29 protein-coding genes are annotated in these 26,699 nt (G+C 73.5%); 19 read left to right on the plus strand and 10 right to left on the minus strand.

Annotation, left to right across the window (positions count from 1 at the left end; translation table 11 throughout):
• Window positions 1-52 precede the first annotated feature (52 nt).
• The 5 genes from secA2 to AB0C15_RS13370 all read left to right on the plus strand — a co-directional run bounded on the left by secA2 (window position 53) and on the right by AB0C15_RS13370 (window position 5,331).
• Window positions 53-2,344 carry an accessory Sec system translocase SecA2 gene (secA2, locus tag AB0C15_RS13350; RefSeq protein WP_357351465.1) on the plus strand — a complete coding sequence of 764 codons (2,292 nt, stop codon included), beginning with the start codon at window positions 53-55 and terminating at the stop codon, window positions 2,342-2,344.
• A 181-nt stretch (window positions 2,345-2,525) separates the two neighbouring features.
• Window positions 2,526-3,266, plus strand: a complete 741-nt coding sequence (locus AB0C15_RS13355; RefSeq protein ID WP_357351467.1) for a GAF and ANTAR domain-containing protein — start codon at window positions 2,526-2,528, stop codon at window positions 3,264-3,266.
• A gap of 476 nt (window positions 3,267-3,742) precedes the next feature.
• Window positions 3,743-4,228, plus strand: a complete 486-nt coding sequence (locus AB0C15_RS13360) for a DUF2231 domain-containing protein (protein ID WP_357351469.1) — start codon at window positions 3,743-3,745, stop codon at window positions 4,226-4,228.
• A gap of 28 nt (window positions 4,229-4,256) precedes the next feature.
• Window positions 4,257-4,451: a DNA-binding protein gene (locus AB0C15_RS13365; protein WP_357351471.1), complete on the plus strand. Its 195-nt coding sequence runs from the start codon at window positions 4,257-4,259 to the stop codon at window positions 4,449-4,451.
• A gap of 121 nt (window positions 4,452-4,572) precedes the next feature.
• On the plus strand, window positions 4,573-5,331 hold the full coding sequence (locus tag AB0C15_RS13370; RefSeq protein WP_357351473.1) for a methyltransferase domain-containing protein: 759 nt from the start codon (window positions 4,573-4,575) through the stop codon (window positions 5,329-5,331).
• 280 nt (window positions 5,332-5,611) lie between these two features.
• On the opposite strand, the gene AB0C15_RS13375 is transcribed toward AB0C15_RS13370, so the two are convergent.
• Together AB0C15_RS13375 and AB0C15_RS13380 are read right to left on the minus strand one after the other, a co-directional pair.
• A complete protein-coding gene (locus AB0C15_RS13375; protein WP_357351475.1) occupies window positions 5,612-6,562 on the minus strand; it encodes a DUF3500 domain-containing protein in 951 nt (316 codons plus the stop codon).
• A gap of 32 nt (window positions 6,563-6,594) precedes the next feature.
• Complete coding sequence (locus AB0C15_RS13380; RefSeq protein WP_357351477.1) at window positions 6,595-6,987, minus strand: ankyrin repeat domain-containing protein; 393 nt, start codon at window positions 6,985-6,987, stop codon at window positions 6,595-6,597.
• A gap of 155 nt (window positions 6,988-7,142) precedes the next feature.
• Here AB0C15_RS13380 and AB0C15_RS13385 point away from each other — a divergent pair, with 155 nt between their 5' ends.
• The 10 genes from AB0C15_RS13385 (at window position 7,143) to AB0C15_RS13430 (ending at window position 14,416) form a co-directional block, all read left to right on the plus strand.
• Entirely contained in the window at window positions 7,143-7,598 is a 456-nt protein-coding gene (locus tag AB0C15_RS13385; protein WP_357351479.1) for a cysteine dioxygenase family protein, read from the plus strand.
• 41 nt (window positions 7,599-7,639) lie between these two features.
• Window positions 7,640-8,128 (plus strand): rhodanese-like domain-containing protein, encoded by a 489-nt coding sequence (locus AB0C15_RS13390; RefSeq protein WP_357351481.1) that lies wholly within the window; start codon window positions 7,640-7,642, stop codon window positions 8,126-8,128.
• A 50-nt stretch (window positions 8,129-8,178) separates the two neighbouring features.
• Window positions 8,179-8,727, plus strand: a complete 549-nt coding sequence (locus tag AB0C15_RS13395) for a winged helix-turn-helix domain-containing protein (protein WP_357351483.1) — start codon at window positions 8,179-8,181, stop codon at window positions 8,725-8,727.
• 247 nt (window positions 8,728-8,974) lie between these two features.
• Complete coding sequence (locus tag AB0C15_RS13400) at window positions 8,975-9,580, plus strand: winged helix-turn-helix domain-containing protein (protein WP_357351485.1); 606 nt, start codon at window positions 8,975-8,977, stop codon at window positions 9,578-9,580.
• 42 nt (window positions 9,581-9,622) lie between these two features.
• Complete coding sequence (locus AB0C15_RS13405; protein ID WP_357351486.1) at window positions 9,623-10,285, plus strand: uridine kinase; 663 nt, start codon at window positions 9,623-9,625, stop codon at window positions 10,283-10,285.
• Between the two features lie 164 nt (window positions 10,286-10,449).
• Window positions 10,450-10,848, plus strand: a complete 399-nt coding sequence (locus AB0C15_RS13410; protein ID WP_357351488.1) for a TraR/DksA C4-type zinc finger protein — start codon at window positions 10,450-10,452, stop codon at window positions 10,846-10,848.
• A 48-nt stretch (window positions 10,849-10,896) separates the two neighbouring features.
• On the plus strand, window positions 10,897-11,769 hold the full coding sequence (locus AB0C15_RS13415) for a DUF72 domain-containing protein (protein ID WP_357351490.1): 873 nt from the start codon (window positions 10,897-10,899) through the stop codon (window positions 11,767-11,769).
• Between the two features lie 295 nt (window positions 11,770-12,064).
• Window positions 12,065-12,493 (plus strand): DUF2267 domain-containing protein, encoded by a 429-nt coding sequence (locus tag AB0C15_RS13420; protein WP_357351492.1) that lies wholly within the window; start codon window positions 12,065-12,067, stop codon window positions 12,491-12,493.
• 330 nt (window positions 12,494-12,823) lie between these two features.
• Complete coding sequence (locus AB0C15_RS13425; protein WP_357351494.1) at window positions 12,824-13,129, plus strand: hypothetical protein; 306 nt, start codon at window positions 12,824-12,826, stop codon at window positions 13,127-13,129.
• Window positions 13,130-13,138: 9 nt separating this feature from the next.
• Window positions 13,139-14,416: a cupin domain-containing protein gene (locus tag AB0C15_RS13430; RefSeq protein WP_357351497.1), complete on the plus strand. Its 1,278-nt coding sequence runs from the start codon at window positions 13,139-13,141 to the stop codon at window positions 14,414-14,416.
• A gap of 174 nt (window positions 14,417-14,590) precedes the next feature.
• Here AB0C15_RS13430 and AB0C15_RS13435 read toward each other — a convergent pair whose 3' ends face one another.
• The 5 genes from AB0C15_RS13435 to AB0C15_RS13455 all read right to left on the minus strand — a co-directional run bounded on the left by AB0C15_RS13435 (window position 14,591) and on the right by AB0C15_RS13455 (window position 19,866).
• The gene (locus tag AB0C15_RS13435) at window positions 14,591-15,253 is read right to left on the minus strand and encodes a hypothetical protein (RefSeq protein WP_357351499.1); all 663 of its coding nucleotides are present in this window, start codon (window positions 15,251-15,253) and stop codon (window positions 14,591-14,593) included.
• A complete protein-coding gene (locus AB0C15_RS13440) occupies window positions 15,250-17,925 on the minus strand; it encodes an FtsK/SpoIIIE domain-containing protein (RefSeq protein WP_357351501.1) in 2,676 nt (891 codons plus the stop codon). Before AB0C15_RS13440 ends, AB0C15_RS13435 begins: the two co-directional genes overlap by 4 nt.
• Entirely contained in the window at window positions 17,918-19,054 is a 1,137-nt protein-coding gene (locus AB0C15_RS13445) for a hypothetical protein (protein WP_357351503.1), read from the minus strand. The genes AB0C15_RS13440 and AB0C15_RS13445 overlap by 8 nt, the downstream gene beginning before the upstream one ends.
• A gap of 6 nt (window positions 19,055-19,060) precedes the next feature.
• The gene (locus tag AB0C15_RS13450; protein ID WP_130400840.1) at window positions 19,061-19,321 is read right to left on the minus strand and encodes a hypothetical protein; all 261 of its coding nucleotides are present in this window, start codon (window positions 19,319-19,321) and stop codon (window positions 19,061-19,063) included.
• A 152-nt stretch (window positions 19,322-19,473) separates the two neighbouring features.
• Window positions 19,474-19,866 carry a hypothetical protein gene (locus AB0C15_RS13455; RefSeq protein ID WP_357351505.1) on the minus strand — a complete coding sequence of 131 codons (393 nt, stop codon included), beginning with the start codon at window positions 19,864-19,866 and terminating at the stop codon, window positions 19,474-19,476.
• A 140-nt stretch (window positions 19,867-20,006) separates the two neighbouring features.
• Between AB0C15_RS13455 and AB0C15_RS13460 the strand changes: the two genes are divergently transcribed.
• Genes AB0C15_RS13460 through AB0C15_RS13470 form a run of 3 tightly spaced genes read left to right on the plus strand, consistent with a single transcriptional unit; the run spans window position 20,007 to window position 23,127 of the window.
• A complete protein-coding gene (locus AB0C15_RS13460) occupies window positions 20,007-22,565 on the plus strand; it encodes an ATP-dependent Clp protease ATP-binding subunit (protein WP_357351507.1) in 2,559 nt (852 codons plus the stop codon).
• Window positions 22,562-22,777 carry a hypothetical protein gene (locus AB0C15_RS13465; RefSeq protein WP_357351509.1) on the plus strand — a complete coding sequence of 72 codons (216 nt, stop codon included), beginning with the start codon at window positions 22,562-22,564 and terminating at the stop codon, window positions 22,775-22,777. The genes AB0C15_RS13460 and AB0C15_RS13465 overlap by 4 nt, the downstream gene beginning before the upstream one ends.
• The gene (locus tag AB0C15_RS13470) at window positions 22,777-23,127 is read left to right on the plus strand and encodes a DUF3140 domain-containing protein (protein ID WP_357351511.1); all 351 of its coding nucleotides are present in this window, start codon (window positions 22,777-22,779) and stop codon (window positions 23,125-23,127) included. The genes AB0C15_RS13465 and AB0C15_RS13470 overlap by 1 nt, the downstream gene beginning before the upstream one ends.
• Window positions 23,128-23,182: 55 nt before the next feature.
• On the opposite strand, the gene AB0C15_RS13475 is transcribed toward AB0C15_RS13470, so the two are convergent.
• The 3 genes from AB0C15_RS13475 to AB0C15_RS13485 form a co-directional block, all read right to left on the minus strand.
• Window positions 23,183-23,428 (minus strand): hypothetical protein, encoded by a 246-nt coding sequence (locus tag AB0C15_RS13475; RefSeq protein ID WP_030490930.1) that lies wholly within the window; start codon window positions 23,426-23,428, stop codon window positions 23,183-23,185.
• Window positions 23,429-23,488: 60 nt separating this feature from the next.
• Window positions 23,489-24,469 (minus strand): LysR family transcriptional regulator, encoded by a 981-nt coding sequence (locus tag AB0C15_RS13480; RefSeq protein WP_357351514.1) that lies wholly within the window; start codon window positions 24,467-24,469, stop codon window positions 23,489-23,491.
• An 85-nt stretch (window positions 24,470-24,554) separates the two neighbouring features.
• Window positions 24,555-25,166, minus strand: a complete 612-nt coding sequence (locus AB0C15_RS13485; RefSeq protein WP_357351516.1) for a hemerythrin domain-containing protein — start codon at window positions 25,164-25,166, stop codon at window positions 24,555-24,557.
• Window positions 25,167-25,315: 149 nt separating this feature from the next.
• Between AB0C15_RS13485 and AB0C15_RS13490 the strand changes: the two genes are divergently transcribed.
• On the plus strand, window positions 25,316-26,644 hold the full coding sequence (locus AB0C15_RS13490) for a M20/M25/M40 family metallo-hydrolase (RefSeq protein ID WP_357351518.1): 1,329 nt from the start codon (window positions 25,316-25,318) through the stop codon (window positions 26,642-26,644).
• Window positions 26,645-26,699: the final 55 nt, after the last annotated feature.

The raw sequence follows: 26,699 nt of genomic DNA on the forward strand, positions 1-26,699 counted from the left end.
GCCGGGCGACCGGGCCGCGCACGCCGGCCAGAATCGCGTACCGTTGCCGCTCATGGGTGTGTCGCAACGGTTCAAGAGCAAGTTCCGGCGGTTCCTCCAGCGCCCCGGCTCGACCGTGGATCTTGCTCCGCTGGAGAAGCTGCTCCCGGCCATCGAGGCGCGCGAGGCTGACCTCGCCGCGCTCGACGACGCCGAGCTGACCGAGGCAGCGGGCGCCGCCGCCGGTTACGAGGAGATCTGCGCCGTCGGCCGCGAGGCCGCCCGCCGCGGCCTCGACCAGCGGCCGTACGACGTGCAGCTGCTCGGCGCGATGTCGCTGCTCTCCGGCAAGGTCGCCGAGATGGCCACCGGTGAGGGCAAGACCCTGACCGCCACGATCGCCGCGTACGGGCACGTCCGGCGCGGCAATGGTCCGGTGCACGTACTCACGATCAACGACTACCTGGCCCGTCGTGACGCCCAGTGGATGGAGCCGGTCTACACCCTGCTCGGCCTCACCGTCGGCTGGGTCAACGAGGCCTCCACCCCGCAGGAGCGGCGCGACGCGTACGCCTGTGACGTCACCTACGTCTCGGTCAGCGAGGCGGGCTTCGACTACCTGCGCGACCAGTTGGTCACCGACGTGGAAGACCGGGTGCAACCCGCGCTGAGCACCGCCATCGTCGACGAGGCCGACTCGATCATGATCGACGAGGCCCGGGTGCCGATGGTCCTGGCCGGCGCGGTGCCGGGCGAACAGGACCCGGTGCACGCCGCCGCCACGCTGGTCCGTGGCCTGCGCAAGGGCAAGCACTACACGGTCGCGGAGGACGGGCGCAGCGTGGCCTTCACCTCCGCCGGCCTGGCCGCCATCGAGGCTAAGCTCGGCATCGACCTGTACGACGAGGAGCACGTCGAGCAGCTCTCCGCGGTCAACGTGGCGCTGCACGCGCACGCCCTGCTGCACCGTGACGTGGACTACATCGTCCGGGACGGCACCGTCGAGCTGGTCGACGAGATGCGGGGCCGGGTGGCCCAGCGCCGCCGCTGGCCGGACGGTCTCCAGGCCGCCGTCGAGGCCAAGGAGGGGCTGGACGCCACCGCCGAGGGCGAGGTGCTCGGCACCATCGCCATGCAGGCGTACATCGCGCTCTACCCCAAGGTGTGCGGGATGACCGCCACCGCGGTGCACGTCGGCGACCAGCTGCGGGAGTTCTTCAATCTCGAGGTCGCGGTGATCCCGCCGAACACCCCGTGCATCCGTGAGGACGAGCCGGACCGCATCTACGCCACCCGGGCCGAGAAGGACGAGGCGCTCGTCGACGAGATCCAGCGCGCGCACGCCAAGGGGCGGCCGGTGCTGGTCGGCACCCTGGACGTCAAGGAGTCCGAGGGGCTGGCCGCCGGGTTGAACGCCGCCGGGGTGCCCTGCGTCGTGCTGAACGCCAAGAACGACGACGAGGAAGCGGCGATCATCGCCGAGGCCGGTGCGTACGGCTCGGTCACCGTCTCCACCCAGATGGCCGGCCGGGGCGTCGACATCCGGCTGGGCGGCAGCGACCAGAGTGACCAGGAGCGGGTCGCCGAGCTGGGCGGGCTCTACGTGATCGGCAGCGGCCGGCACGACAGCCGCCGGGTGGACGACCAGCTGCGCGGTCGGGCCGGCCGGCAGGGCGACCCGGGCGGCTCGGTCTTCTTCGTCAGCCTGGAGGACGACCTCGTCGTCCGGCACGCCGCCGACTCGGTGCCGGCCTCGCCCCGGATGAACGCCGACGGCCTGGTCACCGACGATCAGGTCGACTACGCGGTGGAGCACGCCCAGCGGGTCGCCGAGGGCGTCAACCACGAGATCCACCGCAACACCTGGCGCTACAGCGTGGTCATCGAGCAGCAGCGCAAGGCCCTCGCCGCACGGCGCGAGCGGCTGCTGACCAGTGACGTGGCAGCGGTGATGCTGCTCGAGAAGGAGCCCGAGAAGGCCGGCGAGATGGACGAGGACCTGCTCGCCCGCGCCGCCCGGTCGATCGCGCTCTACCACCTGGACCGACTCTGGGCCGACCACCTGGCCGAGTTGTCCGAGGTCCGCGAGGGCGTGCACCTGCGCGCGCTGGGCCGGCTCGACCCGCTCGACGAGTTCCACCGCGCTGCGGTGCCGGCGTTCAACGACCTGATCCCGGAGATCGAGGCCCGCACCATCGCCACCTTCACCGAGACCGAATTCGATGAGGATTGGCAGCCCGAGGACGGCACCCTGGTCCGGCCCACCGCCACCTGGACGTACCTGGTGCACGACAACCCGTTCGGCTCCGAGCTCGACCGTCTGATCGCGTCGATCGGGCGGCGACTGAGCGGCGGCGCGCGCTGACGTACCGACCGTCGGGGTCCCGGCCGCGCCTTCACGGGCGACCGGGACCCCGATTTACGCCGTTTCGACCCTGGATTCGCAGGGTAGTAGGGCTGGTCGGTCAAGTCGGGAGAGAGCAGACGATGACACAGGTGACGATCCTTGCCGGGCAGGCTAGTGACGGCACGGGAGCTGCGAACAGGTGAACCTCGACACGCGGGAACCGGCCGTACCGACCCTCGGCGTCCTGGAAACAGCCGCGCTGTTGCGGGAGTTGACCGCCGGGCTGATCGCCCTGACCGACTTCGATCAGGCGCTGCTGGCCCTGGTCCGGGTCACCCGGGACGCCGTCGCCGGGGTGCGGTGGTGCGGGTTCACCGCCCTGCGAGCCGGCGAGCCGGCCGGGGTGGCCGCCTCCGACGAAGGACTGGCCGGGCTGGACGACCTGCGACACGGGCCGGACTCGCCGGCGATGAGCGCGATCCACCGCCGCGAGATGATCCTCGCCGCCGACCTGGCCGGTGAGCCCCGCTGGCCAGCCTGGACGGCGCGCGCCCGCGACCTCGGCGTACGCGGGGTGATCTCCGCGCCGGTCGACATCGACGATCAGGTGATCGGCGCGATCAACCTGTACGCCGCCGCGCCGGACCTGCTGACCCCGCAACACCAGTTGACCGCGATGCTGCTCGCCGAACACGCCGGCCTGCTGCTCGCCGCTGTCCGCGACCGGAGCCGGCAGCTCGCCGTCGCCGGCGAACGGGACGCCGCGCTCCTGCACGAGGGGGTGGTGGGCCAGGCCGTCGGCGTGATCATGACGCAGCGCGGTTGCCCGCCGGCCGAGGCTCTCGACGTGCTGCGGACCGCCGCCTCGTCGTTGGACATCCCGCTTCGCGAGGTGGCCGAGCGACTGGTCCGGACCGTCTCCCGCCAGCGCGACAACTGACGACCCCGCGCGCGGTGTCCGCGTGGCCCGCCGTGTCCGCGTGGCCCGCCGTGTCCGCGTGGCCCGCCGTGTCCGCGTGGCCCGCCGTGTCCGCGTGGCCCGCCGTGTCCGCGTGGCCCTCCGTGTCCGTGGCCCGCCGTGTCCGCGCGGCCCGCCGTGTCCGCGCGACCCCCGTCCGGCCCCCGGTGTCCGCCCTCCGTGTCCGCGCGGTGCGCCTGTGGTGATCGACTCGCGTTTCTTGAAAGCGGGGTGTCCGGGTCGGTGGGACGGCGCGGTTTCCTGAGAGCCGAGTGGATCGATCCGGATGGCGTGGCGTCCCGGCCGCCCGGATCGCGCGGTTGTCTGAAACGCGAGTCGATCACGGCCGGTGGTGTCCGTTCGTCCGGTCAGCGGCGAGTCGGGCAGTACTGTTTCGCCTCGAGCGGCCTCGGGTAGCACTCTGGTCAGGTGAACTGCGCCGACCCGGGGGAGGACCGATGCAGAGCCGGCTGAAGGTGCAGGGGCACCCGATCCAACCGATGCTCGTGACGTTCCCGCTCGGGCTCTTCGTCAGCGCCACCGTCTTCGACCTCACCGACGTGGCCGGCGGGCCCGCGTTCCTCGGCGAGGTCGGCTACTGGACCGGGGTCGCCGCCCTCGTCGCCGCCGCGCTGACCGCCGTGGCCGGGATGGTCGACCTGTGGGACGTGCCGGGTGACCGCACCCGGCGTACCGCGGTCGCCTTCAACCTGGTGAACGCGGTGATGGCCGCGATGTTCCTGCTCACCTGCCTGGTCCGGTCGCACTCCCCGCAACGCGGCGCGTCGGTCGCGATGCTGGTGACGGAGCTGGTCGCGCTTGCCGTCGGCGGGGTCGGCGTGCACCTGGGCGCCCGGCTGATGCGCCAGTTCGACAGCGGTCGCGCCGAGACCGGCGGCCTGGACGCGCTTGCTGGCTCCACCGGCGAGATCGCCCGCCCCTGACCCGCCCTGCTCGGCCTACCATCTGCGGATGACCTCGTCGCTGGACGCGCTCCCGAAGATCGGTGCGCCCGCCACCCGGGCCCTGAACGGCGCTGGCTACACCACGCTGCGTCAGCTCGCCGGCGTCCCCCGGGCGGACCTGGCCAAGTTGCACGGCCTGGGCCCCAGGGCACTCGGAATCCTCCAGGCCGCCCTCGAGGAACACGACCTCGGCCTCGGCTGAGATCGTCGCAGGCACCGACGGTGCCGGCGTGGGACATCGGGGTAGGTCGCAGGGCGCCCCGGCCCGGGGCGGTGACAAAATCGGTTGCCTGCCGGTTGAGCCGGCCGCGAGGCTGACCGCCATGATCGTTGACCGTGACGCCGAGGACCTGATCGCTGCGGCCGCCGCCGCGCCCGTCGATGGTTGGGGCTTTGGCTGGCTGGCCGGCCGGGCCACCGAGGAGCGTCCACCCTGGGGGTACGCCCGGCTCGTCGCCGACCGGATGACGTACGCCGACGCGGCACTGGACGTGGACACCGGCGGCGGTGAGGTGCTCGCTGAGGTGCCGTCTGCACCGAAGCTGCTGGCCGCCACCGAGGCGTGGCCGCCGAACGTCGAGGTCGCCCGACGGACCCTCCGCCGGATCGGCGCATCGGTGGTGGCGGTCGCGCCGGACGGGCCGCTGCCGTTCCGCGACGCCTCGTTCGACCTGGTGGTCAGTCGGCATCCGGTGCGTACCGACTGGGTACAGACGGCGCGGGTGCTGCGGCCGGGCGGAACGTTCCTGTCGCAGCAGATCGGGGCCGGCACCATGCGGGAGCTGAGTGAGGCGATGCTCGGGCCGTTGCCGCCGCCGACCCAGCGGCACCCCGAGCACGCGGCGGCCGCCGCCGAAGCCGCCGGCCTGCGGGTGGTCGACCTGCGTCGGGCCACCCTGCGGGCGACCTTCGCCGACATCGGCGCGGTGGTCTGGTTCCTGCGCAAGGTGGTCTGGACGGTGCCCGGCTTCACGGTCGAGGACTACCGCGCACCACTGCACGCCCTGCACCACCGCATCGCCAGGGAAGGCCCCTTCGTCGCCCACGCCCAACGCTTCCTCATCGAGGCCACCCGCCCCTGACGCCCCCGGGGACTAAAGCGCCCCTGCCCCGGGGTCCATGCGCCCTTGCCCCGCGGACCATTCGCCGATCTTCCCCGCGGACCATGCGCCCCTGCCCCGCGGACCATTCGCCGATCTTGCACTTTCCGTCGCCGCAAAAGCCGCCTTTGAGGACACACCGACCACCGAAACTGCAAGATCGACGGGGCGCGGGGCGCGGGGCGCGGGGGGCGGTGCGCGGGGCCGCGGGGCGGGGGCGCGGGCACGGGGGCGGGGACGGAGCGGGGGTTCCGGAGGATTGTTAGTGGGGGTGGGTTTGGTGGTGGGCTGCCAGGACGTCGGCGCCGAAGTCGCTTGCGGGGCGACGCAACACGGTGTGCGCGTGGTTGCCGTCGGCGCTGGTGTTGTCGTACTCGATCAGTAGGTCGTCGCTCTGGACCCGGTAGTAGTGCCGTCGCCCGGGGTGGGTCGGGCCGGCCCAGGCGAAGTGCAGCTCGCCGCCGTCGATGCGTCTCGCCTCGCGGATGGCCAGGTCGGGCGGTAGCCGGTCGAGGTAGAGGGCGACCACCTGGTCGAGCAGCGCGCGGCCGGTCGGGCCGAGTCGCTGTGCCGGTACGCCGAGCGGCTCCAGCGGCGCGTCGACCTGGCCACGGGTGGCGCTGATGATGTCTGCCGGCGCCTCGTCGGCGATGATGGCGGCGGCCCGCTCGGCGGGGCCCAGCGCGTCGAGCAGGGCGCGGGCCAGGTCTTCCTCGACGCCGAGGGGGCGCGAGACCGGCCGGCCGGCGTAGCGGACCGCGGCCGGGTTGGCGCCGAAGAAGATCGGCGCGGGGGAGACCTGACCGTCCACCACGGTCATGTTCACCGACAGGTGGTGCCCTTCGAGCCGCCACGCCCAGCGGTCGTCGCGCGCCGGGTCGCCGAACACGGCCACCCAGTAGTCGGCGCTGTGCCGCCCGCGCTGCCAACCCTCGGCCCGGTCCAGCACCTCCTCCAGCGCGATGATCGCCATCGCCTGGGCGTACGCCGAGGGGCTGAGCGCGGTGGCCAGCAGCCGGTGCGCGGCCTTGCGGGCGGTGACGTCGAGCGCGGCGAGGCAGACGCCCGGTCGGGGTCGGGGGCGGTACTCCAGCCAGCGTCGAGCCGACTCGTCGTCGAACGGGTGCACGGCGTTCTCACGGGCGGCGGGGTCGAGCGCGGTCAGCAGCGCGGTGCCGGCGGCTCGCATCTGCTCCGGCAGGGGATCTTCCACCGACCCTGTATACCGGCCGGCCCGCGTCGGTGTCAGCCGACGCGCAGCAGCAGCGTCATCTCCGGCAGGTCGAAGAACTGGGCGGTCTCAACGGCCGACGGGTTGCCGTGTGCCGGCTCCGCGCCGGCGGCGAGGAGCGCGCGGACCGCTTCGGTGCTGCTGCGGAAGACCGCCGCGGCCAACGCGGTCTGCCCCCGGTCGTTGGCCCGGGAGTGGTCGGCGCCGCGGTCGAGCAGGGCGGCCACCGTGTCCGGGTGGGCGTGGTACGCGGCCAGGATGAGCAGCGTGTCGCCCTTGTCGTTGGTGAGGTTGACCGGCAGGCCGGCGTCGAGCTGGGCGGCCAGCTCCTCGGTGGACCCGGCTCGGGCCAGGTCGAACATCCGGTGCGCGAATGCCAGCGTCTCGGCGTCGAGGTCCTCGGTCACCGGTCCAGGCTAGCCGCAGCGGCCCGGCGGTGCTGTGCTCGTCGACCCGGAACGGCTGACCCCGCGTCCCATCAGACGGAATTACCTACTAAACCTATAGGCTTTGCCGTCTAGAGTACGAGAGCACCCCGCCGAACGACCCGCGAGGAACCGCCATGACGCACCACCGTCCGGAGCCCGACCTGCTCACCGTCGCCGCCCGGTGGACCGACCCGGCCGACTGGCCGGTCGCGCTGCGCTTCGATCCCGCCGAGCGCTGGTACGCCCGCCTCGCCGCCGACGACGAGCACGAGGTCTGGGCGCTGAGCTGGCTGCCCGGACAGGGCACCGACCTGCACGACCACGGAGGGTCCTCCGGCGGGTTCCGGGTCGTCAGCGGCGCGCTCACCGAGGAGACGGTGAGCGCCGGCCGGCTGCACCCCCGACTGCTGCCCGCCGGCGCCGGCCGCCGCTTCGGCCCCCGGCACGTGCACCAGGTGACCAACCGGGGCGCGGACCCGGCGGTCAGCGTGCACGTCTACCGGCCGGCGCTGCTGCGGATGACCCGATACCACCTCGTGGACGGGCGGCTGCGGGTCGCCGAGGTCGCCGAGGCCGGCCGGTCCTGGTAGTCGCGCGCTCCGACATCCCCTGTCACCGAGAGGAACCCGAGATGCAGATAACCGCCGAGCACTGTCCCACCCCCGTGCCGCCGCCAGGATCCCGGGGCATCGACGAGATCCTGGCCGCCGCGCGGGCCCGGCTGCGCCGGTTGGACCCGGAGCGGGCGCACCTGGCGTACCGGACCGGGGCGCTGCTCGTCGACATCCGCCCGGCCGCGCAGCGGGCCGCGCACGGCGTGGTGCCGGGCTCGCTCATCGTCGAGCGCAACGTGCTGGAGTGGCGCTTCGACCCACGCTGCCCGGCCCGACTGCCGCAGGCCGTCGACTACGACGTACCGGTGATGATCCTCTGCCAGGAGGGCTACACCTCGTCGTTGGCCGCCGCCGCGTTGCAGGACGTCGGCCTGCACCGGGCCACCGACGTGGTCGGTGGCTTCGCGGCCTGGCGGATCGCCGGCCTGCCGGCCCTCGGCCCGACCCCACTGCACCATCCCTCGCCCCTCGCGTCCCCGGTCAACGCCGGCTGGGCGCGCCGCTGACCGTCACGCCACACCCGGCGTGGCGGTCGTACCGCCACTCAGGAGGCACCATGTCCGTCGTCGCCATCCCCACGCGCCGCCACCCGGGAATGCGCCCGGCGCGTCCGCGCACCGGCCCGACCCTGACCATCACCCTCGACCTCGCACCGGGGCCACTGAGCCCCCGGCTGGCCCGGCTGGTGCAGCTGCTCGGCGAGCTGGCCGAGTCGGGGGAGGGTCAGTTGCGCGCCGTGGAGGACACCGCGTCCGGGTCGCGCCCGGCCCCGCTCCCCGCCACCGCCGAGCCGTCCGTGCCGGCGGACCATGTCCGCATCCTGGCCGGCTCGCGCATGGTGCGCCAGGGCGACCGGGTCGTCGCGCTGACCCGCATCGAGTACGAGCTGCTGCTGTTCCTGGCCGAGCGGCCCCGTCGGGTCTTCACGCGACTGCAACTGCTCTCCAGTGTCTGGGGCTACGAGCACGCGGTGGCCCGGACGGTGGACGTGCACGTCCGCCGTCTGCGCGCCAAGCTGGCCGACTCCGAGGTGGTCACCACCGTCTACGGGGTCGGTTACCGGCTGGCCGACGATGCCTCGATCAGCGTGGATCACAGCAGCTGAGCGCCGGTCCGGCGGTGATGTGACCGGCCTGGTGACCGGTCGGGGACCCCCGTACCGGGGCATCCCGACGACTCTGCTGTAATCATCAGGCCTCGTACGCAGAGCGAGCATTCGGCTCCGATGTGTTCGTCAATTGTCACATTCATGCAACGCAGCCGCCTCTTGACCCTCGCCCAGGCGCCGGGAAGCATCGATGAAGCGGCGTCCCGGGCCGTGGGGAGATACCCGGACCAGCCCAAGGAGGACCATGTCGGTCAGCCCCGCCTCGTCGCGCGCCGGATGGCATACGTCCCAACCCGCGGTGCCCGGTCGACCTCCCGGCGGCCAGCGTCGCCCGGCGAACACCGCCGCGCCCGTGCTCACCGTGACGCTGTCCATCCCGCTGGCCTGTGAGGAGTCGCTGACCCCGGCGGCGCGTCGGTTGTTGGAGGCCGCTCGCGAGATGCTCGAGCGGGGCGAAGGTGTGATCATCGGGTCGGTCCCGACCGAACGTCGGCCCGACCCGGCGCCCGCCGGACGGTCACCGGGGCGCCCGATCAGCTCGACCATCCCGGCCCTGCACATCCTCGCCTCGTCGCGGTCGGTGCTGCGCGACGAGGAGCCGTTGCCGCTGACCCGGCTGGAGTTCGACCTGCTGCTGCACCTGGTCGCCCACCCGCGCCGGGTGTTCACCCGGCTGCAACTGCTCAACGCCGTATGGGGCTACGAGCACGCCGGCGTGCGTACCGTCGACGTGCACGTGCGTCGGCTGCGCGGCAAGGTCGGCGTGGACGTCCCGCTCGTCACCACCGTCTACGGGGTGGGCTACCGGCTGGCCGACGACGCCCGGGTCACCATCGACCGCAGCGGCTGACCGACGGCACCGACCCGCCCGGCCCGGGGCAGGATGGGTCGGGTGCGCATCCGTCCCATCTCGCCCGACCTGCTCGTCACCGAGCTGACCGGCCGGCTGGCCGACGCGGCGACCCGGGCCGCGACCTCCACCGCCGGGCCCGCCCGGCTACGGGTGGCGCTGGACGGCGCCCCGGCCGCCGGCGCCGACGACCTGGCCGCAGCGCTCGTCGACCCGCTGCGCGCCCAGGGCCGCCCGGTGCTGCACGTCCGTAGCACCGACTTCCTCCGCCCCGCGTCGCTGCGCTACGAACTCGGCCGCACCAACCCGGACTCCTTCTACGAGGCCTGGGTCGACGAGGCCGGGCTGCGCCGGGAGGTGCTCGACCCGGCCGGCCCGGGCGGCACCGGCCGGCTCCTCCCGTCGCTCTGGGACGCCGGCGCCGACCGGGCCAGCCGCGCCCGCTACGTCGACCTCGCACCCGGCGGCGTCGTCCTGGTCAGCGGCTCACTGCTGCTCGGCGGCGGTCTGCCCTTCGACGTCACCGTCCACCTGGAGCTGTCCCCGGCGGCGCTGCGCCGACGTACCGACCCGGCCCAGCGGTGGGTGCTGCCGGCCTTCGACAGGTACGCCGAGGAGGTCGTCCCGGCGAGCTTCGCCGACGTGGTGGTACGCGCCGACGACCCCCGTCGACCAGCGCTCGTGGAGCCCGGCGAAAACGGCTGAGCACACCCGAAAAATTGTCGGTTTGCACCGCTGATCCGGCGGGTACTCGCCCGGCTCACAGAGCGCGGGTGATCGCCCGCGTACCGAACGCGACCGTGACCGGGGCTCCGCGCCGCCGGCACCCGGTTCACCGTGAGCCACAGGCTTAGGAAAGGCAGGCAGCGATGCTCGTCCACGACACGGTCGGTACGACCCGGTCCCAGACGGAGATCGACCAGATCCGTCAGTCGCTCCAGGCGCGCTACGACGAGCTGACCGCGGAGTACGACCAGGCGCTGCTGCAGAGCCAGGTGCTCCGGCTGGTGGAGGTCGGCGACACCGCCGGCGACGACCAGGCCGACAGCGGCACCAAGACGGCCGAACGGGACACCGCCCAGTCGCTGTTGCGCACCATCCTCGACCGCCGCGCCCAGTACGAGCACGCCCTCGGCCGGCTCGAGGAGGGCACCTACGGCTGGTGCGAGGGCTGCTCGGCGGCGATCCCGGTGGAGCGGTTGGAAATCTTTCCGTCCGCCACCACCTGCGTGACGTGCAAGCAGACCCGCGAGCGGCGGGCGGCCTGAGCCACCCCAGCGGTTGCCGGTCGGTTCCGGGCGCGATGGACTTCACCCATGGGTGACATCCTGGTGGGCACCGCGTCCTGGACCGACCGCACAGTGCTGGACTCGGGGTGGTACCCGCAGACCGCGGACACCCCGGAGAAGCGGCTGGTCTACTACGCCCGGCAGTTTCCGCTGGTCGAGGTGGACGCCACCTACTACTCGCCACCCGCCGAGGCGACCGCACGGCTGTGGGCCGAGCGCACCCCGGCCGGCTTCACCTTCAACGTCAAGGCGTTCAGCCTGCTGACCGGGCACCCCACCCGGGTCAGCGCGCTCTACAAGGACCTGCGCCCGGAGACCGACAAGAAGAACGTCTACCCCGACGACCTGCCTGCGGAGGCGTACGAGGAGGTGTGGACGCGCTTCCTGTCCGCCCTGGACCCGCTTGTCGAGGCCGGCAAGCTGGGCGCGCTGCTGTTCCAGTTCCCGCCCTGGTTCACCATCAAGCGGGCCAACAAGCAGTACCTGCTGGAGGTGGCGAAGCGCTGCGCGCCGCTACGCCCGGTCTACGAGTTCCGGCACGCCTCCTGGTTCGACGGCGACAACGCCGACGAGACCCTTGCCTTCCTGCGCGAGCACAACCTGCCGTACGTCTGCGTGGACATGCCGCAGGGTCACCGCTCGTCGCTGCCCCCGGTGCTGGCCGCCACCGCGGACCTCGCGGTCATGCGTTTCCACGGGCACAGCGACAAGTGGACAAGCAAGGACATCCACGAGAAGTTCGGCTACCACTACTCCAAGCGGGAGTTGGCCGACTGGGCGCCGAAGCTGCGCGAACTGGCCGACCAGGCCGGCCAGACCCACGTGCTCATGAACAACTGCTACCGCGACTACGCGCAGACCAACGCGACGACCCTCGCCGGGCTGCTCGGCACGGACTGACCGACCTCACCCGATCGGGGTGGTGCCCCCTCACCCCACCCGCGGGGAGGGTGGACGCGGTGGGTACGGCCGCCTGCGTGGACGGCCGACGCCGGAGACGACACGGAGGTGACGGGGATGACGGTTCGAGTGGTGACGGATCGGCGGCGTGGTGCCGTCCTGAAGGTGGTAGGCACCACCGACAACGCCCGACGTGCCCCGCAGGGCAGCCCGGTACGGGCCCGTCGTGGCCCGGTCGGACCGCCGCGCCGCGCGGACGACCGGCGGTGGGACAGCACGGAACGGGGGTCGACCGATGGCTGACGCGATGATCTCGGCGTTCGAGTCCTCGCTGGACAAGACGAACCTCATCCTCAAGGACATCGAGGACGCGTACGGGTGGCCGAAGGAACGGCGCAACCAGTCGTACGCGGCCCTGCGCACGGTGCTGCACCTGCTGCGCGACCGGCTGCCGGTGGACGAGAGCGTGGAGTTCGCCCAGCAGTTGCCGGTGCTGGTGCGGGGGATCTACTTCGACGGTTGGGTCCCGTCCGACGTGCCGATCAAGCTCAACCGCGACGACTTCCTGTACGAGGTCCGGCAGGGATTTCCGTACGACGCGGAGGGCGGCGCGGAACGGGTGACGCGGGTGGTGCTCGACACGCTGCGCCGCCATGTCACCCAGGGCGAGTGGCAGGACGTGAAGCAGACCATGCCCAAGGATCTCGCCATGATGATGCCGTGACGGCCCGACATGGAGAGCCCGCCCGACCCCGCGTCGGGCGGGCTCAGTCGTCGCCAGCCCGCGTCGGGTGCCTCGTCGTCAAGATCCGAGCAACATCGGGGATGTTGCTGCCTCCCGCGCGTTTGAGGCAGCAACATCCCCGATGTTGTGAGGATCTTGGGCGTGGGGTGGGGCTTGGCCGGCAGGCAGCCTCGCCGCCGCTCGCGAACTGCCCGTGTCGCCCCGGTTCGGCGTCTACGGTGAGGGTTAGAGAAGATCGCGCGTGGGGTACCACCCGCAGCACGACGGACCCCGGCGTACGGCGGGGGCGGCACACCCGAGGGAGTACCGATGGCACTCAACGATGACGACATGCAGACCACCGGCGGCGGCGGCGTGGAGGGCCCGGCTGACGGTGGCGCGACCCCCGGTCAGCACGACGGTGGCGCCGATGGCAGCGCGGAGGGCCCCGCCGACGGTGGCGCGACCCCCGGTCAGCACGACGGTGGCGCCGACGGTGGCGCGGAGGGCCCGGCCGACGGTGGTGCCACTCCGGGTCAACACGACGGTGGCGCCGACGGTGGCGCGGAGGGCCCGGCCGACGGTGGTGCCACTCCCGGTCAGCAGGACGGTGGCGCCGACGGCAGCGCCCGGTAGCGGCACATCATGACCCACCTCGACCCGCCGGGCGGCCACCACGGCCGCCCGGCGGTTCCGTCCGCCGAGGCCACCGCCGCGTTGGCCCGCTGCGTCTCGGTCGAACCGGCCAAGTTCGCCGCCGCGCACTGGGGGCACACGCCGCTGCTGTCCCGCGCCGCCGACCTGCCCGACCCGACCGGCTTCACCGACCTGCTCAGCCCCGCCGACGCCGACGAGCTGCTGAGTCGGCGCGGTCTGCGTACCCCGTTCCTGCGGGTCGCCAAGGACGGCCAGTTGGTCGCGGCGGCGCGCTGGACCGGCGGTGGCGGCGCGGGCGCCGAGATCGGCGACCAGGTGCTCGACGAGCGGGTCCTGGAGCAGTACGCGTCCGGGGCCACGCTGGTGTTGCAGGGTCTGCACCGGATCTGGCCGCCGCTCGTCGACTTCGCCCGCGACCTGGGCCTCGCGCTCAACCAGCCACTGCAGATCAACGCGTACCTGACCCCGGCGGGCAGCCAGGGCTTCGCCACCCACTACGACACCCATGACGTGTTCGTGCTCCAGGTCGACGGGCGCAAACACTGGCGGATCCACCCGCCGGTGCTGCCCGACCCGCTGGAGAAGCAGCCGTGGGGTGGCCGGGCCGACGAGGTCGGCGCCACCGCCCAGGGTCCGGCCGCGCTGGACGTGGTGCTCGCCCCCGGTGACGCGCTCTATCTGCCGAGAGGGTGGCTGCACAGCGCGCAGGCGCAGGACGCCAGCTCCCTGCACCTGACCGTGGGCATCCGCGCGCTCACCCGGTACGCGCTGGTCGAGGAGTTGTTGGCGCTGTCCGCCGAGGACCAACGGCTGCGGGCCAGCCTGCCGTTCGGCACCGACGTCGCCGACGCGGACGCCATCGAGCCGGAGCTGACCGAGACGGTGGAGGCGTTGCGGGACTGGCTGCTGCGCGCCGACCCGGGCGCGGTCGCCGCGCGGCTGCGCCAGCGTGCCTGGCCGGCCGCCCGCCCGGCGCCGATCCGCCCGCTCGCCCAGGCCGACGCGCTGACCACCCTGGACGCCGACTCCCGGCTCACCCTGCGGGCGGGCCTGCGGTGGCAGCTCGTGCCGCACGATTCGGACATGGTGGCGCTGCGGCTCTTCGACCGCACCATCACCCTTCCGGTGAGCTGCGAACCGGCCGCCCGCGCGCTGCTCACCGGAGCCGTCACCCGGGTCGGTGACCTGCCCGGCCTGCCCGACGACGCCGACCGAATCACCCTGGCCCGCCGGTTGCTCCGCGAGGCCGTCCTCGTCCCGGCCTGAGGCCGGCGGGGCGACCGGCCCGGCCTGATCGGCGGGCCGGCGGTGACCGGCCGGTCGGCGGTGATCGACTCGGTTTTCAGGAAGTCGCGGTGTCCGGGAGACTTGGACAGCGCGGTTTTCAGGAAACCGAGTCGATCAAGCCGCCCGCGCCCGGCGGGCCGCCCGCGCCCGGGGTCAGCGGCCGAGCGCCAGCAGCAGCACGGTGGTCAGCAGGCCCGCGCCGATCACCACGGTGATCGGCCGAGGCCCGAGCACCGCGTGCCGGCGGTCGGCCAGCACCCGGGCCGGCGCCAGCCCGACCAGGGGCCCGAGCAGCGTCACCACGAGCGCCAGCACCGGCAGTCCGACCGCCAGGTCACCGCCGTACCCGGTGCCCAACGCCCTCGCCCCAGCTCCCAGCCCGTACGCCAGCACGGCGCCGGCCACTCCGCAGAGCGCTAGCAGCGGGTTGACCGAGCTTGGCAACTCGCCCGGCTGCCCGGCCCGGTCCAGGAGGTCCCGGACCTTGGCGAGCAGCGGCACCGGGTCGGTGGCACCGACCCCGTTCGCCGGGGTGGGCGGGCCGCCGAGGCGGCGGGCACCGAGGCGTGAGCGGACCTGCTGCCACAGGTGGGCCACCTCGGCGTCGACCCGTTCCTGCTGCTCACGGGCGGCGTCGAGCTCCTCCTCGGCGCTTTGGAGCTGGTCGGTCGCCTCGGCGACGGCCCGCTCGGCGGCAGCGCACTGTCGCTCGTGCCAGGTGTGCGCCTCGGCGCGCTGCTCGCGCACCCGCGCGGTGAGGTCGGCCAGCCGCCGAAGCTGTGCCGCGTACGTCTCGCTCGTCACCGGTTCGTTCATCGTGTCGGTCCATACGGGATGATCACCTGTCCGGTGCGGTGGACCGCCCGGTCGAAGAAGAGCCCCCGCCAGGGGCGGGGATACCAGTCCGGGCCGCCGGTGCCCGGGTAGAGCGAGGAGCCCAGCTCGTCGCCGTGCGCGTCCAGGGCCACCCAGGCGCCGATCTGGTCGGTGCGGGCGCCCGGCCCGCCGAGGTCGGCGCGCATCCGGGCCACGCCGCGCCACCAGGCCAGCACGTGCGTGCGCCGTTCCGGCCCGTCGTGCATGATCCGGCGCAGCTGCTCCAGGCCGGTACGCCGACCCACCCGGGCGGCCAGCGCACCCGCCGCCGCGTCGACGGCGAACAGCAGCAGGTAGTGCGGAGCTGCCGGGCCGCCCAGCCCGTCGGCCGTCTCGGCCATCAGCTCACCGACGGTCTCCTCGTCGTACCAGGCGGCGTCGTCGGCCAGGTCGTCGTAGAGGGCGCGGGCGATCGGGTCGGCGTCCGGGTCGAGGCAGGCGATGGAGAACCGGGCGGTGCCCGGTGGGTGCTGGCGGGCCAGCGACCGGGCCGCCGCGTCCAGCACCGCGCACGCCTCGTCGACGCGGGTGCCGAGCACCGCGAGGTTGCGGCCCGGGGCGCGCGGCAGCCGCAGCGCCGCCGAGCGGGACTGCACGTCGATGATCTCGCCGAGCAGCGCCACCGGGTTGCGCGGCGCGGTCCCGTCCGGGGGTACGGCGAGCGCCCGGAAGTCCGGGGCGTCCGCCAGCCGGGGGATCGCGTCGCCGTCGAAGAGCCGGGCGGGTGCCGCGTCGGGGGCGCGCATCCGCCACAGCCGGTGCTGCAACCCGCTCCAGGTCTCCCAGTCGCTCGCCGAGGGGATGCGGGCGACCTCGTTGCCCTCCACCATGCCCGACTCGGCGTTGACCACCGCGTGCCAGCGCGGCAGCGACTGCGCCGCGTCGTTGCGCTCGGCGAGGATGCGCAGCGCCTTGGGCAACGCGATGCGCAGGGTGAACTGGGCGACGAGCGCGGGCCGGCCCCACAGCGCCTCGATGCCCCGCACGTCCTGCGAGGCGAGGACGAGGTGGATGCCCTGGGACCGGCCGCGGCGGGCCAGGTCCTCCAACAGGTCGGCCGCCTCCCGGGCGACCACGTCCCGGCCGGCCAGCAACATCTGGAACTCGTCCACCACCGCGACGATCCGTGGCCAGTGCCCGGTCGGGTCGACCGCCCGCAGCTCGGCCAGCTTGGTCACCTCGTGCTTCTTGGCCGCGTCCGCGCGCCGACGTAACTCCTCGGTGAGGAAGCGCAGCAGCGCCAAGCCGAACTCGCGGTCGGTGTTGACGTTGATGCCGACCAGGCGCATGTGCGGCAGCCAGCTCGGGTCGCGCCGGCCCTGCGCGAACCGCGCGAAGGAGACCCCCTCCTTGAAGTCGAGCAGGTAGAACTCCAGCTCGGCGGGGGAGTAGCGGGCGGCCAGGGCGCCGATCCACGCGAAGATCAGGTTGGTCTTGCCGGTGCCGGACGGCCCGCCGATCAGCGCGTGCGGTGGGTAGTCACCGAGCGTCAACCGCACCGGCCGGCCCTGCGGCCCCTCTCCGATCGGGGCGGTCAGCCCGTCGGCGGAGCCCTCCCGCCACATCAGCTCGGGCGGCGGCAGCAGGTCGTCGAAGGGGGTCGGCGGCGGGCCCGCGTTCACCCGGGCGGCGACGTCCCGGCAGGTCTCGGTGACCAGCACGGCCGGCGGCGGCGGATCCAGCCGGATCGGCAGGCCGGACGCTCCGCCGATGCGCGCGCCACCCACCCCGGCCACCACCCGGGTCACCGTCGGGTCCTCCGGCAACGGCACACCATGCACCACCAGGTGTACGCCGCAGGCCGCGCCGGCCCGCACCACCCGGTCGAGTTGGCCGCGCTCGTGCCGGTTCAGCTCCTCACCACCGAGCAGCACCGCCACCCGCCACGGCTCGGGTCGCCGGCCGGTCGCCGCCGCCAGTTCGCGCAGCGACGCGTACTCGCCGGCGAGGACCGTCTCGTTGATCCGGCGGATCTGTTCGACCAGGTCGTCGAGGAGCGGGCCCAGCCCGCCGGGGCCGACGAAGGTGAGCAGCCCGGCCGTGCCCAGCGGGGCGAACCCGGCGAGCCCGCCGCCGAGCTGGTCCGGGTCGTACCCGACCAGTCGTACCGCACCGGGGTCGGCGCGGCCGACGGCCCGCAGCAGCAACGCGGAGACCACCGCGTCGCAGCCGGCGCGGTCGTCGCCGGAGAGGTGGACGTGCCCGGCGTCGAGCAGCGGCACCAGCGCGGGCACCGGGTCGACGCCGTCGATCCGGACCGTGCCTACCCGCAGCGCACCGGGCGGCTCGGCCCGGTGGGCGGGCGTCGGCGCCCACCGCGCCCAGTCGGCCCCCGCGCAGCCGGGCGCCTCGTTCCGGGCCGCGTCGGCGGCGCGGCGGGCCAGCTCCGCGATCCGGGCGGAGTAGCGGGCGTCGATCTCGGCGACGCGGCGGTCCCGTTGGGCGCCCACCCGCTCCGGTACGGCGGCCGCGGCCCGCTGGACCCGGGCCAGTCGCTCCCGCGCGGCGGTCAGGTCGGCCTGGGCGGCGGACAGCCGGGTACGGGTGGCACCCAACGCCTCGGCGAGGGTGTCCCGGGCCCGGCTGGCCAGCTGACCGCGCCGGTCAGCCATCGGAGCCCCGACGCGTCGGCGCGTCCCGCCAGGGGCTGCCCGTGCGTGGTGGCGGCAGCCCACCGGGGCGTGTCGTCGGCCCATCCGGGCGCGGCAGCCCTCCGGAGCGCTGCGCGGCGGGCGTGCCCGGCCGCGGCACGGCACCGCCGGCGCGGGGAACCGCGCCCGCCGGCCGCCCGGTCCCGCCCGGTTGCTGCGCGCCCGCCGGCCGTCCGTCCCGCGTAGGCTGCCCCGCGTCGCCTCGCTGCCCGGCGGCCGCCGGTGCTTTCCCGCCCGCCGGTTCGTTCGCGCCGGCGGCCGGCAGGTCCCGGCCGAGGCGGGCGAGCAGCAACGCGGTCGCCACCCCGGCGGTGACCGCGGAGTCGGCGGCGTGCGGTGGCTCACCGGAGGTGCGCGGCGGCGGCATCCGGCACACCCGGGTCAGCAGCGTCTCCAGCACCGGCGGCGGCAGCCCGGGCAGCAGGTCGCGGACCCGACCGTCCAACTCGCCGCGCAGCCGCCCGAGGTCGGTGGCGCGGGGCGGGTGCCCCAGCAGCTCGCCGGCCAGCTCGCGCAGCAGCGGTGGTGCCAGCGCGGCCATGCCCAACCCCACGTCGGCCGGGGCCCGGCGCAGCTCCTTGCGCAGCCGGTCGCGGTCGCCGGAGCGGACCCCACCCACCACCCGGCGCAGCAACTCCTGGGAGTCGGCAAGCCGTTCGTCGGGCTCGTCGTCGCTGCTCTCGCGCCCGCCGGTCAGCTCGGCCACCCGCACCGACCACCAGCGGCGCATCCGCACCTGCTCGGCCGGCTCCGGCGCGACGGCGGTGGGCTCGGACGCCGGTGGTGTGTCGTGCCTGGGAGCGCGTTGCTCCGGGCGCGGCGCCGGGGCGCCGTCCGCGCCGAGCCCGATCGCCGTCAGGTACGCCGACAGTTGTTCCTGTGCCACCCGCAGCGCGTAGCCGGCGCTCTCGGCGTGCTCGGTGGCGGCGGACAGCTCGGGCACCCCCATCGGGTTGGCCGACTCCTGCCGTACCCAGCGCAGCCGCTCCGCGGCGAGGCCGAACTTCTCCAGCGCCTGCCCGAGCAGGGCCACCGGGAACTCCTCGGTGGCGGCACGGACCTGCCCGCCGACATCCTCGATGATGGACATGGCGGCCTACAGGGTGGCGACGTAGAGCTGCGCCTGCTCCACCGCGACAAGTGTCGCGGCGAGACACTCCTCCAGCTCCTGGCTGGCCTGGGTCAGCGACGCCTGGGCCGCCTCCACCGTCTCGTGCCCGCTGCCCTCCAGCGCCCCGGCCAGGGTCTGCTGTGCCTCGGACAACTTCTCGCCGGCTGCCTGCACGGCTGTCTGCCCGTCCCCGATCTGTTGGAGGGCGACATCGATGGCAGCCTTCAACTCGGCGACGCTCGCCACGGCGGAACCTCCTGGGGGCGGGGAGATCTCCATTAGAGCCTATCGGTGGTTCCGAAAGAACATCCGCCCTGTCGGTGTTCCTGCCCGCCTGTCCGGAAGGCCCTCGGAAGTGCGGGGAGTCCGATGTGTGGGAGTCCCACTGCGAGAATTTCTCAGTTGCTGGTCGGGTCCTCGCGGAGCCAGCGCGGGCCGTACACCTCGGCGCCCAGCGCCGTCACCCGCCCGCGCAACTCCCGGTCGGCGGTGACCACCAGCCGACGCCGGCGCGGCGCGCCCTCCACCAGCTCGACCACCGTGTCGTCGCCGGAGCCGGCGGCGGAGACCACCCGCACGCCCTCGGTGCCCGGCACGTCCCGCGCGGCCCCCTCCACCACCAGGACCACCTCCACCGGGGCGGGCAGCCGGGCCGGCAACCCGACGGTCGCCACCGGTGCGAGCGAGTCGCGCAACCGGGCCGCGGCCCCGGCCCGGTCCCGCCACCAACCGTTCGGGCGGGAGCCCACCACGTTGGCGCCATCCACGATCAGCAACGGGGTCTCATCCATCCCGCAAGCCTGCCACCACGGGCCGGCCCCGGCCGGACGCCACTCCCGGAATGCCGGTGCTCCGTCACCTGCGGCGTTTGTCGGGGCGCGCGCCGGGTAGCCCCTGCCGACCGTGCCGAGCCCTACCGCGGAGGACAGACATGATGGGACCCGGTGACATCGGCTCCGACCCGTGGGACGAATTCCTGGCCAGGTACTTCGGCCGGGGCGAGGGAGGGCGCCGACCGCCGCACCGGGTCGACATCACCCGACTGATGACGGCCGACGCCCGGGAGATGCTGGCCGACGCGGCCCGGAGGGCGGCGCAACGGCAGAGCAGCGACCTGGACACCGACCACCTGCTCTGGGCGGCGCTGCAACGGGAACCGCTGCGCGACCTGGTCCGCCGGGCCGGGGCCGACCCGGACACCCTGCTCAACGCCCTCGGCGGCAAGGGCGACGGCGCGCCGCGCGGGGAGGTGCCGCCCAACCTGTCGTTGACCCCCGCCGCCAAGCGGGCGCTGCTCGACGCCCACCAGTTGTCCCGGGCGATGGGCGCCAACTACATCGGCCCCGAGCACATCCTGATGGCGCTGCCGCTCAACCCGGAGTCGCCGGCCGGGCGGATGCTCGCCGCCGGCCGGATCCAACCCGAGTCGTTGCAGGCCGCCAACGCCGAGCGGGGGCCGATGAACGGGCCGAAGCCGGACCGTGGCACCCCCACCCTCGACCAGTACGGGCAGGACCTCACCGACCTGGCGCGCAACGACCAGATCGACCCGGTGATCGGACGCGCCGACGAGATCGAGCAGGCCGTGGAGATCCTCTCCCGACGTACCAAGAACAACCCGGTGCTGATCGGCGAGGCCGGTGTCGGCAAGACCGCCATCGTCGAGGGATTGGCCGAACGGATCTGCGACGGCGACGTACCGCAGACCCTGCTCGGCAAGCGGGTCGTCCAGCTCGACCTGGCCGGCCTGGTCGCCGGCACCCGCTACCGAGGCGACTTCGAGGAGCGGCTGAAGAAGGTGATCGACGAGATCCGGGCCCACCGCGACGAGCTGATCATCTTCATGGACGAGATCCACACCCTGGTCGGTGCCGGTGGCGCCGGCAGCGAGGGCGGAATGGACGCCTCCAACATGCTCAAACCCGCCCTCGCCCGGGGCGAGTTGCGGGTGATCGGCGCGACGACGCTCGACGAGTACCGCAAGAGCATCGAGAAGGACGCCGCCCTGGCCCGGCGGTTCCAGCCGGTGCTGGTGCCCGAGCCCGGCGTCGACGACACCATCGCCATCCTGCGCGGGCTGCGCGACAGGTACGAGGCCCACCACCAGGTGCGCTTCACCGACGAGGCGCTCGTCGCCGCCGCCGAGCTGTCCGACCGGTACGTCACCGACCGGTTCCTGCCGGACAAGGCGATCGACCTCATCGACCAGGCCGGCGCCCGGGTGCGGTTGCGCACCCGTACCCCCGCGTCCGATGTGCGGGAGCTGGAGCAGGAACTCGACGAGGTACGCCGGGACAAGGAACAGGCCGTCACCGACGAGCAGTACGAGCGGGCCTCCGCGCTGCGGGACCGGATCGCCGAGCTGGAGGGGGACATCCGACGCGCCAACGGTGAGGACGGCTCGTCCAGCTCCCAGGTGCCCGAGGTGGGGCCGCAGGAGATCGCCGAGGTGGTCTCCCGGGCCACCGGCATCCCGGTCAGCCAGCTCACCGAGGAGGAACGCGACCGGCTGCTGCGCCTGGAGGGTCACCTGCACCAGAAGGTGGTCGGCCAGGACGACGCGGTCACCGCCGTCGCCGAGGCGGTCCGTCGCTCCCGGGCCGGGCTGGCCGACCCGGAGCGGCCGATGGGCAGCTTCCTGTTCCTCGGCCCGACCGGTGTCGGCAAGACCGAGTTGGCGCGCGCCCTGGCCGAGGCGTTGTTCGGCGAGGCGGACCGGATGGTCCGGGTGGACATGAGCGAGTTCCAGGAGCGGCACACGGTCAGCCGGCTGGTCGGCGCGCCGCCCGGATACGTCGGCTACGAGGAGGCCGGTCAGCTCACCGAGGCGGTCCGCCGCCGCCCGTACGCGGTGGTGCTGCTCGACGAGATCGAGAAGGCCCACCCGGACGTGTTCAACATCCTGCTCCAGGTGCTCGACGACGGGCGGCTCACCGACAGCCAGGGCCGCACGGTGAACTTCAAGAACACCGTACTGATCATGACGAGCAACCTCGGCTCCGAGCTGATCACCGGCGCCCAGCGCTCGGTCGGCTTCGGCACCGGCGACGTGGGCAGCGAGCAGGAGAGCAACGAGCTGCGGGAGCGGCTCATGCGCCGCCTGCAGGAGAACTTCCGCCCGGAGTTCCTCAACCGCATCGACGAGATCATCATCTTCCGTCGGCTGGAGGCCGAGCAGCTGCGCGACATCACCGCGCTGCTGCTGGAGGAGACCCGCCGCCGCATGCACGCCCAGGACCTCCAGGTGGAGTTCACCACCGCCGGCATCGACTGGCTCGCCGAGCACGGCTACCAGCCCGAGTTCGGCGCCCGCCCGCTGCGTCGGGTGATCCAGCGGGAGGTCGACAACCACCTGTCCCGGATGCTGCTGGAGTCGGCGATCTCGCCGGGGCAGAAGGTCACGGTGGACGTCCGCGACGGCGCGCTCACCTTCGACGTGGCCGCCGGCGAGCGGGGGTACACCGCCGCCACGACCACCCACCCGCGATGAGCGGGTCGGCGCGACAGGACGACCACGAGGACCCGCACGAGCCCGCGGAGCCCGCGAAGAACCGGGACGAGGACGACCATCCCGACCCGATCCTGGCGTCGCCCACCGCCAACCCCCGCCGCACCCGGGTGCCCGCGGAGGGCCTGCATCCGAAGACCGACCAGGAGGACGACCCGGAGACGTCCGGGCACCGCCGGCGAGAGGAGACCTGATGGTACGCGAAGCGCGGCTCGACCCCGAGGTGGAAGTGCTCTGGGAGGACTTCCACGCCGAGGTCAACGTCCCGTCGGAGCAGCTGCGGACCTGGCTGTTGACCCGGGGTTCGGGGGAGGAGTCGTTCAGCCCCAACCCGAACCTCGACCTGCCCCAACCGGGTCGGGAGATCCTCAAGGTGCTCAACAAGCGCAAGGTGGACCTCACCCCGGAGGACATCGAGGTGATGCGGGAGGCGGTCGAGCGGATCCGCGAGCTGATGGACGCCAAGCCGTCGCGCGGCAACGCCGACGACACCTGGCGCCACTCCCTGCTGGACCTCGGTCACGACCCGCTCGTCGAACGCTGAGCGAGGCAACCCACGACGGTGCCGCCCCGGTCCGGGACGGCACCGTCGCGGCGTACTACTGACCCTGGTCGGGCTCCAGGCTGCCGATGGTCAGACCCGCCGCGTCGGCGGCGGCGTCCCGGTCGCCGCGGGTCTGGTCCTCCCGACTGAGCAGGTTCGCGTACTCGGTCACATCGGCCGGGTCTGGCACCGTCGGCAGGCGGCGCAGGAACGCCTCCACCGCGCGGGTGGCGGCGGTGTGCGCGGCAGCCGCCTGGCGCAGCAGTTCGCGGTCGTCGGCGGGCGGGTAGAGGTCGGTCATGTCCGCCAGATACCCGGCCCACGGCGGTTCGCACCGCCAGGGCCAGGGAATACCTGCCGCTCAGCCCGGTCGGACCCCACTGGGCTGCCGGACACCGAACCCCGGGTTGCGGGGCAACCAGGCCAGATACGCCGGATGCGGTGCCAACGAGTCGACGTACGCCGCCTTGGCCGTCTCCAGCACCAGGCCCGCACCCTCGGCGGCGGGGGAGTCCGGGTGCCAGCCGAGCAGCAGTCGCCAGCGCAGTGGCGTCCCGGCGAGCTGACGGGTCACCAGACCGCTCACCGGGCGGAACGTCGCCTGGCACAGGGCCACCGCCACGCCCGCCTCCACCAGGTCGACGCAGCCACGGATGTCGGTCTCGTACACCTTGCGGGGGGTGAAGCCGGCGCGGGCGCACGCGGCGGCGAAGCAGTCGGCGAAGCAGCCGTCACCCGGCGCGGCCACCCACTGCTCGTGGCGCAGGTCCGCCAGGCGCACCTCGTCCTGCGTCGCGAGGGGGTGGGTCTCCGGCAGCAGCACCAGCACCGGGTCGACGGCCACCTCCTGCCAGCTCAACCCGAACCCGCCCGACGGACTGGCGTCGCCGCACACACCGGCGAGCGCGAAGTCCAGTCGGCCGCCGGCCACCAACTGCGCCAACTCGTCCACCGACCAGGACGCGAACGTGGTGATCTGGGCGGGCGGCTGCTCGGCCGCCAACCGGTGCACCAGCCGACCCAGGATCGGGCTGTTCACCCCACCGAACCGGTAGCAGGGCGGCGTGTCACCCGCCCCGGCCAGCCGGGCGGCCTCGTCCTGCAGCCCCTTCATCGCCGGCAGCAGCACCCGGGCACGGGCCAGCACCAGCTCACCGAGCGCGGTCGGCCGGGCCCCACGCCGGTCCCGGTCGAACAGCGGGCCGCCGAGCGTCCGCTCGATGCGTTGGAGCTGGGCGGTGAGCGCCGGCTGGGCGAGGCCGAGCGCCGACGCCGCCTTCGTCACACTTCCCGTCTCCGCGATCGCGCAGACCACCCGCAGGTGACGCAGCTCCAGGTTCATAGGGTGACGGTAGGACTACGCGTCTGCTGGCGGAATAGCCCGAGCGGATCGGTGATAATGAATGCACTGCGCGGGCTGTCGCCGGTCACCGCTCGCGCGGTGGCTCCGGCAGGTCCGCCAGGTACGTCGGCCGCCGCGTCACCGCGTCGAGGACCTTGTCCACCACCCCGACCGCCGGCTCCACGATCCGGTTCCACGGCGGGGTGGCCGGCGTGCTCGGGTGCGGCCGGGTCGGCGCAGCCTCCTCGGCGATCTCCAGCCGGTTGCCGAGCCGGATCAGCTCCTCCTCGGTCGCGACCGCGCGCAGCTCGGTGACCAGCGCGCCCACCCCGTCGACGTGCCGGCGGACCCGCTCGGCGACCTCGCTCAGCGCCTCGTCCGTCAGCCCCTTCAGGGCGCTCAACAGGGCCGCGTCCGCGTTGATCTCCGCGTCCACCCGCTCGGTGGCCGTCGGCAGCGCCGCGCGGACCGCCGGCAGCAGGTACTGCTCCTCGGCGGACAGGTGCCGCGACAGCGCGGCGGTGAGCACCGGCAGCCCCTCCTGTGGCGTGGTGTCCGGGCCGGTGAGCTGGTCCAGCAGCGCCAGCAGTTGCCGGTGCTCCCGGTCGACGATGTCGGCGATGCTGCGACCGGCGGGCCGGTAACCCTCCTCGGGAACGGGCGCGGGCGGCAGCGGCGGCAGGGGAACGGCGGACATGGTGCCCTCCTCGACTGGCGGGCGGAAGCTCCGGCAGGGGACGTTCGGTCGTGGGCGGCGGTACCCGAACACGACGACCGCGAAACCGACCCGTCGATGCGTCCACCCGCGCCGGCCTGTCGACCCGCCCGGGCTGGTATGAAGAGGCGATGACGAGCGACGCCGCCTCCGCCCGACCCGATCCCACCGCAGAGGTCGTCGACCTCTGCCGCGACCTGCTGCGCATCGACACCACCAACACCGGTGACAACGACACAAGCGTCGGCGAACGCCGCGCGGCCGAGTACGTGGCCGAGAAACTCGCCGAGGTGGGCGTGGAGTCCGTCCTGCACGAGTCCGCCCCGGGCCGGGCGAACGTGGTGGCCCGCATCCCGGGCACCGACCCGAGCCGGGGCGCGCTGCTGGTGCACGGCCACCTGGACGTGGTGCCCGCCGACGCCGACGAATGGTCGGTGGGCCCGTTCTCCGGCGAGCTGCGCGACGGCTACCTCTGGGGCCGGGGCGCCATCGACATGAAGGACTTCGACGCGATGGTGCTCGCCGTGGTGCGGCACTGGCAACGCACCGGCGTCCGACCCCCGCGCGACATCGTGCTCGCGTACACCGCCGACGAGGAGGCGGGCAGCGAATACGGCGCGCGTTTCCTGGTGGACAACCACCGTGGCCTCTTCGACGGCTGCACCGAGGCGATCGGTGAGGTGGGCGGCTTCTCCTACTCGGTCAACGACAGTCAGCGGCTCTACCTCATCGAGACCGCCGAGAAGGGCATCGACTGGCTGCGGCTGCACGCCAAGGGCCGCCCCGGGCACGGCTCGATGATGCACGACGACAACGCCGTCACCGCGCTCGCCGAAGCGGTCGCCCGGATCGGCCGGCACCGCTTCCCGGTGGTGGTCACCGACACCGTGCGGGCCTTCCTGACCGAGGTCTCCGACCTGCTCGGCATCGAGCTGGACCCGGACGACCCGGAGACCGCCATCGCGAAGCTCGGCCCGATCGCCAACATCATCGGCGCGACCATCCGCAACACCGCCAACCCGACCCGGTTGAGCGCCGGCTACAAGGACAACGTCATCCCCGGCCGGGCCACCGCCACCATCGACTGCCGCAGCCTGCCCGGCCAGTCCGAGCTGCTGGAGCGACAGCTGCGCGAGCTGGTCGGCCCGGACATCGCCATCGAGTACGTCCAGCGGCAACCGGCGCTGGAGACCACCTTCGACGGTGACCTGGTCGAAGCCATGTCGGCGGCCCTGCGCGCGGAGGACCCGGGGGCACGGCCCGTCCCGTACATGCTCTCCGGAGGCACCGACGCCAAGGCGTTCTCGCAGCTCGGCATCCGTTGCTTCGGGTTCGCCCCGCTCCGGCTGCCCGCCGACCTGAACTTCTCGGCGTTGTTCCACGGCATCGACGAGCGCGTTCCGGTGGACGGACTACAGTTCGGCGTGCGGGTTCTCGACCGGTTCCTCCGCACCTGCTAGCCGCGTCCGGCCGTTGCCGCCGGCGCGCAACCTCCCCATCGTGAAGGGACTGCCC

This window comes from Micromonospora sp. NPDC048835 (genome assembly GCF_040649995.1).
GTDB lineage: Bacteria > Actinomycetota > Actinomycetes > Mycobacteriales > Micromonosporaceae > Micromonospora.